We start from the raw sequence: 8,766 nt of genomic DNA, 5'->3' as shown, positions 1-8,766 counted from the left end.
GTACGCTGTGGAAGGAGGCGGTCATGGCAGCACCTCCTCGTGGCCCAGCGCCACCATGCGCAGGGTTTCCACGTCCACCTTGGTATAGATGCGGGTGGAACTTGGCGACGCATGACCAACGTAATCGCCGATGACCTTGAAGTTGAACTCGGCATCGACCAATCGCTGTACGCAAGTGTGGCGCAAGGTGTGCGAACCTGGGCGACGGACATTAATACCCGCTTTGCGCAGGTAGTGCGTCGCGCGGCTGGACACAGTAACCGCCGTCACAGGTCGGACGGGCGCCAGAACCCGGAAAAACAGCCTTCGCTCCTCGACGTGTGGGCGTGCATTTTTTAAGTAGTCGAGAATAGCTTCGCCTACTACTGAAGAGAGAGGGTACGCAGTGGTGTGTCCCGCCTTGCGCTGCGGCACCAACAGGCGTTCTCTCTTCCAGTCAATATGCTCCAGTGTCAATCCGGCCACCTCATGGCCGCGCAGTCCATACGTGACGAGCAAAAGTAGAATGGCATAGTCGCGCTTGCCCAGAGCACTGCGCCGATCAACAACATCTAGCATGCGCCGGACGTCGTCCCAGGAGATCGAACGCGGGAGATCGGCCAGCTGATACCGACGCGGGGACTCTACGGTAGCGCCGAGATCGCGATTGATCAGCTGCTCGCGGTACAGGTAGCGCAGGAAGACTCGCAAGGAGCTGCACAGCCCCGTCATAGAATGCGGGCTCAATCGGCGACCGCTCTCCACCACAAACGCACTGAGTATGGCTGGAGTGAGCTCGGACAAATGCAGCAGGTTGATTCGCGCCAGGTAGGCTTCCAGGTTATGCAGATAATGGCCATAGTGCCGGAGAGACAGCTCGCGCAGGCCCCGTTCTTCACGCAGATAAACAAAGAACCCCGGTGCCTGAACCAGGAAGGGATCTTGGCTGGTCCGTCTCCGACCTGTTCCGCGGAAATCGGGCAACATCAGGGACAGCAATTGCTCGATCGGTGTACGAGCATCATTAGCCACCCATCGCTTTGCCTGGTATGCGTTCTTGGCGTGAACCTTTACCCAGTGCTTTACATAAGGCTCGACATGAGTCGGAAGCTCGCTCCACTGCGTGGCACCATGATCGCGAGCAAACTCGCCAAACTGCCTCAGGAGTGGGACTCGCCGCAAGATTACCCTGGGCCTGTATCCGTGCCCGGCTAACCACGCAACGTACTGCTCAATCGGTTCCGCGATCCAGGAAGCGCGGATCGCATCGATGGTATCGGGCTTAACGAAGTAATGTTCTAACATGACAATCTCCTTTCTGGATGTAGGAAAGGAAATCATGCGCCCAAACGGCATCTGTCGTTATGTGTCCTTTTACACGGGATCCTCCCTATGGATTCAAGGGCTTCCAGGGTGAACGGAACATAATGGGATTGGGAACATAATCCGGATAACCTCCGTTCCGGCGTCAGCAAGGCCCATCGCTACGAGCCGGACCTCAATCCGACCTATCAGGATATGGCTGGCCATTATGGCGTGGCCGTTGTCCCTACACGGGTTCGCAAGCCCCGTGACAAGGCCAAGGTGGAAGGTGGCGTATTGATCGTTGAGCGCTGGATCCTGGCGGCCCTGCGCCATCGTCAGCACTTCTCCCTGGGGCAGCTCAACGCCACCATCCGTGAGCTGTTGGAGAAGCTCAATAGCCGCCCCTTCCGCAAGTTGCCCGGGTGCCGGCTTGATCACTTCAAACAGCTGGACCAGCCGGTTCTACAACCGCTACCCGCCGAGCCGTATGTCTACGCCGAGTGGAAAAAAGCCCGGGTACACATCGACTACCACGTGGCCATCGATGGGCACTACTACTCGGTGCCCTACACCCTGATCAAGAAAGAGGTGGAGGTCCGGATCACCCACAACACCATCGAATGCTTCCACCGGGGCAACCGGATCGCCAGCCACCGGCGTTCGGATCAGAAGGGTCGGCATAGCACCATCGCTGCTCACATGCCGGAGTCCCATCGCCAAGCCGGCGAGTGGACCCCAGAGCGACTGACCGCCTGGGCAGCCAAGACTGGACCGGCAACTGAAAAGCTTATCCGTACCGCGCTGGGGGCAAGAAAGCATCCGCAACAGGCCTATCGGTCCTGTCTGGGCATTCTCCGGCTGGGCCAGAGCTACGGCGAGGCACGATTAGAACGTGCCTGCCAACGCGCCCTGATGCTGGGCAGCTGCCGATACAAGAGCATCGAATCCATCCTCAAGCATCGCCTGGATGAGCAGCCCCTGGAAGAGCAACAAGAACTGGCCTTACCCGACACACACGACAACATCCGTGGCCCCGCCTACTACCACTGAAGGAACCTGACATGCTGAAGCATCCCACGCTGGATAAGCTCCACGCCCTCAAACTGACCGGCATGGCCGCCGCCCTGGCGGATCAATCGGCCACCCCCGACATTACCGACCTGAGCTTCGAGGAGCGCCTTGGCCTGCTGGTCGACCGGGAAATGACGGAACGGGACAACCGACGCATGAGCAGCCGCCTGCGCCGGGCCAAGCTGCGACACGCCGCCATCCTCGAAGACATTGATTACCGGAACTCACGGGGCCTGGATAAAGGGCTTGTCCAGAGTCTGGCCAGCTGCCAGTGGGTGAAGGAACACCTGAACGTGCTCATCACCGGCCCGACTGGCGTCGGGAAAACCTGGTTGGCCTGTGCTCTGGCACACAAGGCCTGCCGGGAGGGTTACACCGCCCAGTACGTCCGCCTGACCCGACTGCTACGAGAGCTGACCATCGCCAAGGGCGATGGCCAATACTCAAAGCTCCTGACCAGCCTGGCCAAGGTCGACGTGCTGATCCTGGATGACTGGGGGCTGATGAAGCTGAGCGCGGAGAACCGGCGGGACTTGCTGGAGGTGCTGGAAGACCGACATGGCCGGCGCTCCACCATCGCCACTAGCCAATTACCCATCGAGGAATGGCACGGCATCATCGGTGACGCCACTCTGGCAGATGCCATCCTGGACCGGCTCGTACACAACGCCTACAAGATCAATCTGCGGGGCGAATCCATGCGAAAACAGCAGGCAAAGTTGACGGGCACTGAGACTTCGGAGTAAGAAGAGAAACCCCGCGTCGCTACGCTCCGATGGGTGGCAGCCTTGCTCCGGTCCGGGTGGCAGGCTTCACGTGGAATGGGTGGCAACCTTCAGCGGTTTACGCACCATATTTTTCAAGGGCTTACGTGAAAACGTAGGCCCTTTTTATTTGTCTGTGTCCAAATTGTGTCCATGGTGTGTCCACGGTTTCTAGGACATTTTTTCCGGCTATGGAATTTTGACCTTTGCACTGAAACCGAAAACTCCGTCAACCTCCGGCAAAACCACCACGACCCGCCCATCGACATTCAAAGCCTGACCCTCATCCAGAGAAATCAGCCAGGGCCAGTCCCATCGAGTATGGCCGAACACGGTGAGTCCTTGAAAGCCGGTTTCAAGTGACAATGCGACACCGGGGTCACCCCGACGAGCCGCCCGTTCCGGGTCGGTTGGGCCTTGATGGAGCAGAAGGATCTCAGGGGCTTGATCGGTTACCGATTCCAGTGCGGCCAGAAAATCGTCCTCGGTTCGCCGTTGATTGCGATTCGGATTGTCCACGATACCGCTGACGCCACCGACGTTCAGGTTGCCCAAAACCCTAACCACCCCGCCATCCAGAAGGGTGGTGTTATCTGGAAGCGCTTCGGGATGATCCATCTGGTCGTGGTTCCCCAGGACGCCGACAACTTCGGGCGTGACCTCAGAAAACGCCTGGAACACCTCATCTACCGTTCCAGTACCGCCCCTTTTGTGGCAGTCGGGATAGTCGTACAGGTCGCCGCAAAGAAACACCGCGTCGGGAGCCGGAATGACACCTTCCCGAGACAATGCCGAAAGTGCCTCAGCCACAGGCACGCCGAGCAGCCGATTCTGACTGCCGGCTTCTCGCCCCTGGGGATCAGAGGTCAGCACAAGACTCTTCACATGACTCGGAAGGCCGGTGGCATAGGCTCGATAAAACGGCAGGCGATTATGCAGAGGCACACCGGCAGAGCCGCTGGTGCGGTGCGGCAAGGTGAAAAAGGGGTTCAGGTCGATCCGGGTGATCCTTAGCATGGAAGGCCTCTCGAGCTGGCTCCGTATTTCCTACCGCTCAAGCAAAAAAGGTGACCAAACTGACCGCCCAAAATCTTGGTCGACGGGGGCTGGTCACCCCGCCCGCTTTGCATCAAAGTAGCGTCGAGTTTCCATGAGGTGCTTCATGGAGCCTTGCGCCATAAAGTCCAGGGCTGACGCTCCAAGGTAGGGAGGCTCACTGGTTTCCAGGCGAATCCGACGATTGGCGCGTTCGGCCGTTGGATACATAACCCTCAGGGATTCGTAGATGCCCAGGATGTAGCTGATGCGCTCCAGGGTATCCTGCGAGAGCGTGACGTGTGGCAGCTTCTGATACTTGGCCAGCGTGCTCCGGGATACACCGCCGAGCATCTGCATCATCTCTTCCTGGGTGCAGTCCCACTCGCGACAGATACCAAAGAATCCCTTGAGAGCCACATGCCCTTTGGCCTTTTCATTATCGATAGCCATTATTCTCGTCCTTTCTTGGGCTGCTCTCGATCCTCCATAAAGTCGTCACTAACGCCTTCAGAGTCGAACCACTCGTCCCAAACCGGATCAGTTGGTCGCTCGTAGGCTTTGACTGTCCCCTTTAGGCGTTCCAGAGGTGTAAGCTCCTGAGGGAGCGGCTCGGCCAGCTCATCCGCATGGGCCGTGTGGGCATCTAGGCCGTCCAGGAGTTCTTTTTCGGTTGGGCGTTTGGTTTTCATGGCACACTCTCCGCAATCACAAGCAGGCCAACTCCGGGGCAGTGGGCTGCAGATAGTATGACTTTACCACCCGAACGAAGCGAGCTACATAGCCGCACTCGCCCAATGGGGGCAGCCATTCGTCGGGGCCTTTGGCTCCCTTGCTCAGGCTCGCCTCGACCGGCAAAAGATTAACCGGATCATTGGCGATGGACCGGCGCTTCTGGCCAAGCCATTCTCTGGCTCCGCGATCCCAAACCCAGGCCAGCGGCACAACATGTTTGGTGCCCTCAAGGAACAAGCTTTTGGTACACGGTATGGTCGCAAAGCGAACGTTCGGGGTACTTCCACAGCCGTTTTAAAGCCGTCTGTGGAAACACGGTAGAACCCGATGTCAACCGACGGTTCGATCAATTCAGAGTGATGAGCGCGTGAACTGGGTGCTCATCACAGTTGTGCCCTGGCCCACCCCGGTCAACAACAAGAAACTCACCCTCGCACTCCAAGACCGAATGCACGGCGTGCCAAGTGCCTGCACGGTAATTGATACCCTGCCGTCCGTCGGTTACGAAGGCACGAACCGCTTCCGGATCAATGCCGTCGCCCGGCGGTGCCACGACTATCAGGAAACGCTCGCCGTGCATGGGAACGAACGCCTGGCTTCCCAACGGGTGCCGCTCCAGACAGTCAACCTGCAGTGGAACCTGCACCGGCTGGCTCACGAAAATACTGATCATCGGTCGGCCGCCCTCACCCAGTATCTCAACACCAGCCAGATCATGGTGGCGCTGGGTACGGCCACCGTTGATGGGGAAGAAGTTCGTAGCGCTCCGGCTGTCGATCACATCGCCAAAGGGAGCGAAGGCTTCCGGTGTCAAAGGCTGGGCTGTCAGTTTCAGCATGATGGTTTTCCCTTTGCTTTTCAGCGAGCACCGAAGCCATTGAGCTTCATGTGGCGATTCACGTCTTTGTACAGCAGGTATCGGAAACGGCCCGGGCCGCCGGCATAGCAGGCCTGGGGGCAGAACGCCCTGAGCCACATGTAGTCACCGGCTTCCACCTCCACCCAATCCTTGTTTAGCAGGTAGACGGCCTTGCCTTCGAGCACATACAGCCCGTGCTCCATCACATGGGTTTCTGCAAAGGGAATCACGCCCCCTGGCTGGAAGGTCACGATATTCACGTGCATGTCGTGGCGCATATCGCTCTGGTCCACAAAACGCGTGGTGGCCCAGCAGCCGCTGGTGTCCGGCATCTCGATGGGCTCAATGTCGGCTTCATTTGTGACAAACGGCTCCGGATAGTCGACGCCATCCACCGCTTCGTAGGCCTTTCGAATCCAGTGGAACCGAACCGTTGAGCCAGACTCATTGCGCACCGCCCAATCACTGCCCGGCGGAATAAATGCATAGCCACCCGGCGCCATCTTATGCGTTTCCCCTGCTAGGGTCAGCGTCATCTGGCCTTCCACCACAAACAGAATGCCTTCGGCTCCGGGATCAACCTCCGGTCGCTCGCTACCGCCACCCGGAGACACTTCCATGATGTACTGCGAGAAGGTCTCGGCAAATCCGGAGAGCGGGCGGGACAAAACCCACAAACGCGTTTTTTCCCAGAACGCCAGGTAACTGGCGACGATGTCCCGCATCACGCCTTTCGGGATGACGGCATACGCCTCGGTGAACACGGCGCGATCCGTCAGCAGCTGTGTCTGGGGAGGATGGCCGCCGGTCGGTGCGTAGTAGGGAGAGGGATTTTGCCTGTCGATCATAAGAGTGCTCCGGATTCAAAAGGATGGTGCTTTGCCCAGTGCCGGGCAATATCCGCGCGACGTGTCACCCAGACACGGTCGTGGGACTCAATATGGTCGAGAAAACGCTGCAATCCACGGAAGCGGCCCGGCCGGCCGATTAGCCGGCAATGCAGCCCCACCGAAAGCATCTTCGGCGTTTCCTTGCCCTCTTCATAGAGAACGTCAAAAGCATCACGCAGGTACTCGAAGAAGTGATCCCCGGTATTGAAACCCTGCGGTGTTGCGAATCGCATATCGTTGGTGTCGAGGGTGTACGGCACCACCAGATGATTATGGGACTCGCCAGCGGAATCCTGTTGCTGAACCCAGAATGGCAAATCATCACCGTAATAGTCGGAGTCGTACAGGAAACTGCCCTCGTCCATCAGCAGGCGACGAGTGTTCGGACTGTCCCGGCCGGTATACCAGCCCATGGGCGTTTCGCCGTAAAGTTCCTGGAATATCTCGATAGCACGACGCATGTGCTCACGTTCGATGTCCTCCGGAATGTCCTGGTAGTGAATCCAGCGCCAGCCATGACAGGCCACCTCATGACTCAGCTCACGGAAGGCCTGCGCCACCTCCGGATGACGCTGTAACGCCATCGCAACCCCAAACACCGTTAGCGGAAGGTCACGGCGCTCGAACTCTTTCAACAAACGCCAGACCCCAACCCGGGAGCCATATTCATAGATCGACTCCATGCTCATATGGCGGTCTTCAAACGGCTCAGCGCCCACAATTTCGGACAGAAAACGCTCGGAGTGGCTATCACCATGCAGCACGCAGTTCTCGCCGCCCTCCTCGTAGTTGAGCACGAACTGTACGGCCACCCTCGCCTGGCCCGGCCAGCGAACCTCCGGAAGATCACGGCCATAGCCGATCAGGTCACGGGGGTAATCCGTTGTCATACTCATAACTACGCGTCCTCAACTTAATACAGGAAATCGATTTCGGGGCTATTGACTTTACGTTGACACAAAATTGTATACAAAAAATCTGTTTTTGTGAAAAATTTACGTCACTCAGAGCGATGAATCGCCTTCAAGGCCGGGCTCATGGCCTGCTAAGCGCCCAGCAGAACCTGAGGATTGCAATTTTTCTGCAACAAAAACTTGCACCCTCCGCAGAAGTCGTTCTAGATTGTGTACAATTACTTATTGTTTTGTTCACCAAAAAATCGAACCGGGGAAACCGTGCATATCCGAATCATCAATCCCAACACCACACGCGGCATGACCGAGACCATCGGCAAAGCGGCCGAAAACGTGGCTGCACCGGGCACCAGAATTACCGCAACCCAGCCGGATAGCGGCCCGGTGTCCATCGAAAGCCACTTCGACGAAGCCATCAGCGCCGTCGGTGTTGCCGAGGAGGTCCTGGCCGGCGAACGGGGTGACGACCCTGTTCATGCCTACATCATCGCCTGCTTTGGGGACCCCGGCCTCCTGGCAGCGCGGGAGCTCACCCGAGCACCCGTTGTCGGCATTGCCGAAGCGGCCTTCCACGTCGCCACCATGATCAGCACGCGCTTTTCCGTTGTCACCACTCTGGGACGTACCGGCATTATTGCCGAGCACCTGTTGGAGAACTACGGCTTCAGTCATCACTGCCGTCGGGTTCGGGCCGCAGAAATCCCCGTGCTGGACCTGGAAGACAACGCGGACGCCGCCCTTCAACGCCTGATCGAAGAGTGCCTGCGGGCAAAAGAAGAAGACAACATCGGCGCCATTGTGCTCGGTTGTGGCGGCATGGCCGACCTCACCGATTACATCTCGGAGGCCGTCGGTCTGCCAATTGTCGAAGGCGTCACGGCCGCTGTGAAATTGTCGGAAGCCCTGGTTGGACTGAACCTGGGCACCAGCAAACACGGTGACCTGGCGTTCCCGCGTCCGAAGCCGTTCGTCGGTCGCTTTGAGAGTTTCTCTCACCTGAATAAATAATAAAAAAGACATCACCGCCAAGAGATCTGATGCAGTCCCAACTATAAATCCCCACCAGAACCACACGGGGCACACACATCTACACCGGTAACGGCGTGGACAACGACACTGCATACACAACGAGGAAGACCATGAGCACCCCTCAAACACAGACCCATTTTGATGCTTCCTACCAGGAAGCACCCGGCACCGCCTCCAAGGCACTC

At 58.1% G+C, this 8,766-nt stretch carries 10 protein-coding genes and 1 pseudogene; 3 read left to right on the top strand and 8 right to left on the bottom strand.

Going from position 1 to position 8,766, the window contains the following annotated elements; translation table 11 throughout:
• Nucleotides 1-21 precede the first annotated feature (21 nt).
• Entirely contained in the window at nt 22-1,284 is a 1,263-nt protein-coding gene (locus KYE_RS02430; RefSeq protein WP_008170044.1) for a tyrosine-type recombinase/integrase, read from the bottom strand.
• 141 nt (nt 1,285-1,425) lie between these two features.
• Here KYE_RS02430 and istA point away from each other — a divergent pair.
• Nucleotides 1,426-2,334, top strand: a pseudogene (istA, locus tag KYE_RS02425) (IS21-like element ISSpu5 family transposase); the annotation flags it as partial.
• Between the two features lie 11 nt (nt 2,335-2,345).
• Complete coding sequence (gene istB, locus KYE_RS02420) at nt 2,346-3,101, top strand: IS21-like element ISSpu5 family helper ATPase IstB (protein ID WP_008170042.1); 756 nt, start codon at nt 2,346-2,348, stop codon at nt 3,099-3,101.
• 207 nt (nt 3,102-3,308) lie between these two features.
• On the opposite strand, the gene KYE_RS02415 is transcribed toward istB, so the two are convergent.
• The 7 genes from KYE_RS02415 to puuE all read right to left on the bottom strand — a co-directional run bounded on the left by KYE_RS02415 (nt 3,309) and on the right by puuE (nt 7,528).
• Nucleotides 3,309-4,136 carry a metallophosphoesterase family protein gene (locus tag KYE_RS02415; protein WP_008170037.1) on the bottom strand — a complete coding sequence of 276 codons (828 nt, stop codon included), beginning with the start codon at nt 4,134-4,136 and terminating at the stop codon, nt 3,309-3,311.
• A 93-nt stretch (nt 4,137-4,229) separates the two neighbouring features.
• Nucleotides 4,230-4,607 carry an antitoxin Xre-like helix-turn-helix domain-containing protein gene (locus KYE_RS02410; RefSeq protein ID WP_008170036.1) on the bottom strand — a complete coding sequence of 126 codons (378 nt, stop codon included), beginning with the start codon at nt 4,605-4,607 and terminating at the stop codon, nt 4,230-4,232.
• Nucleotides 4,607-4,846 (bottom strand): hypothetical protein, encoded by a 240-nt coding sequence (locus KYE_RS02405; protein ID WP_008170035.1) that lies wholly within the window; start codon nt 4,844-4,846, stop codon nt 4,607-4,609. The genes KYE_RS02410 and KYE_RS02405 overlap by 1 nt, the downstream gene beginning before the upstream one ends.
• 16 nt (nt 4,847-4,862) lie before the next feature.
• Nucleotides 4,863-5,099 (bottom strand): HNH endonuclease family protein, encoded by a 237-nt coding sequence (locus KYE_RS02400; RefSeq protein WP_227497726.1) that lies wholly within the window; start codon nt 5,097-5,099, stop codon nt 4,863-4,865.
• 136 nt (nt 5,100-5,235) lie between these two features.
• Nucleotides 5,236-5,727, bottom strand: coding sequence for an ureidoglycolate lyase (locus KYE_RS02395; protein ID WP_008170033.1), 492 nt, complete (start codon nt 5,725-5,727; stop codon nt 5,236-5,238).
• A 20-nt stretch (nt 5,728-5,747) separates the two neighbouring features.
• Entirely contained in the window at nt 5,748-6,596 is an 849-nt protein-coding gene (locus KYE_RS02390) for a bifunctional allantoicase/(S)-ureidoglycine aminohydrolase (RefSeq protein WP_008170032.1), read from the bottom strand.
• Nucleotides 6,593-7,528, bottom strand: a complete 936-nt coding sequence (gene puuE, locus KYE_RS02385) for an allantoinase PuuE (protein WP_008170031.1) — start codon at nt 7,526-7,528, stop codon at nt 6,593-6,595. Before puuE ends, KYE_RS02390 begins: the two co-directional genes overlap by 4 nt.
• Nucleotides 7,529-7,813: 285 nt before the next feature.
• On the opposite strand from puuE, the gene KYE_RS02380 reads away from it, so the two are divergent.
• Complete coding sequence (locus KYE_RS02380) at nt 7,814-8,560, top strand: aspartate/glutamate racemase family protein (RefSeq protein ID WP_008170030.1); 747 nt, start codon at nt 7,814-7,816, stop codon at nt 8,558-8,560.
• Nucleotides 8,561-8,766: the final 206 nt, after the last annotated feature.

This window comes from Marinobacter manganoxydans MnI7-9 (genome assembly GCF_000235625.1).
GTDB lineage: Bacteria > Pseudomonadota > Gammaproteobacteria > Pseudomonadales > Oleiphilaceae > Marinobacter > Marinobacter manganoxydans.
The sequence above is the reverse complement of the archived record's forward strand: the minus strand, read 5'-3'. Positions and strand labels throughout refer to the sequence as shown.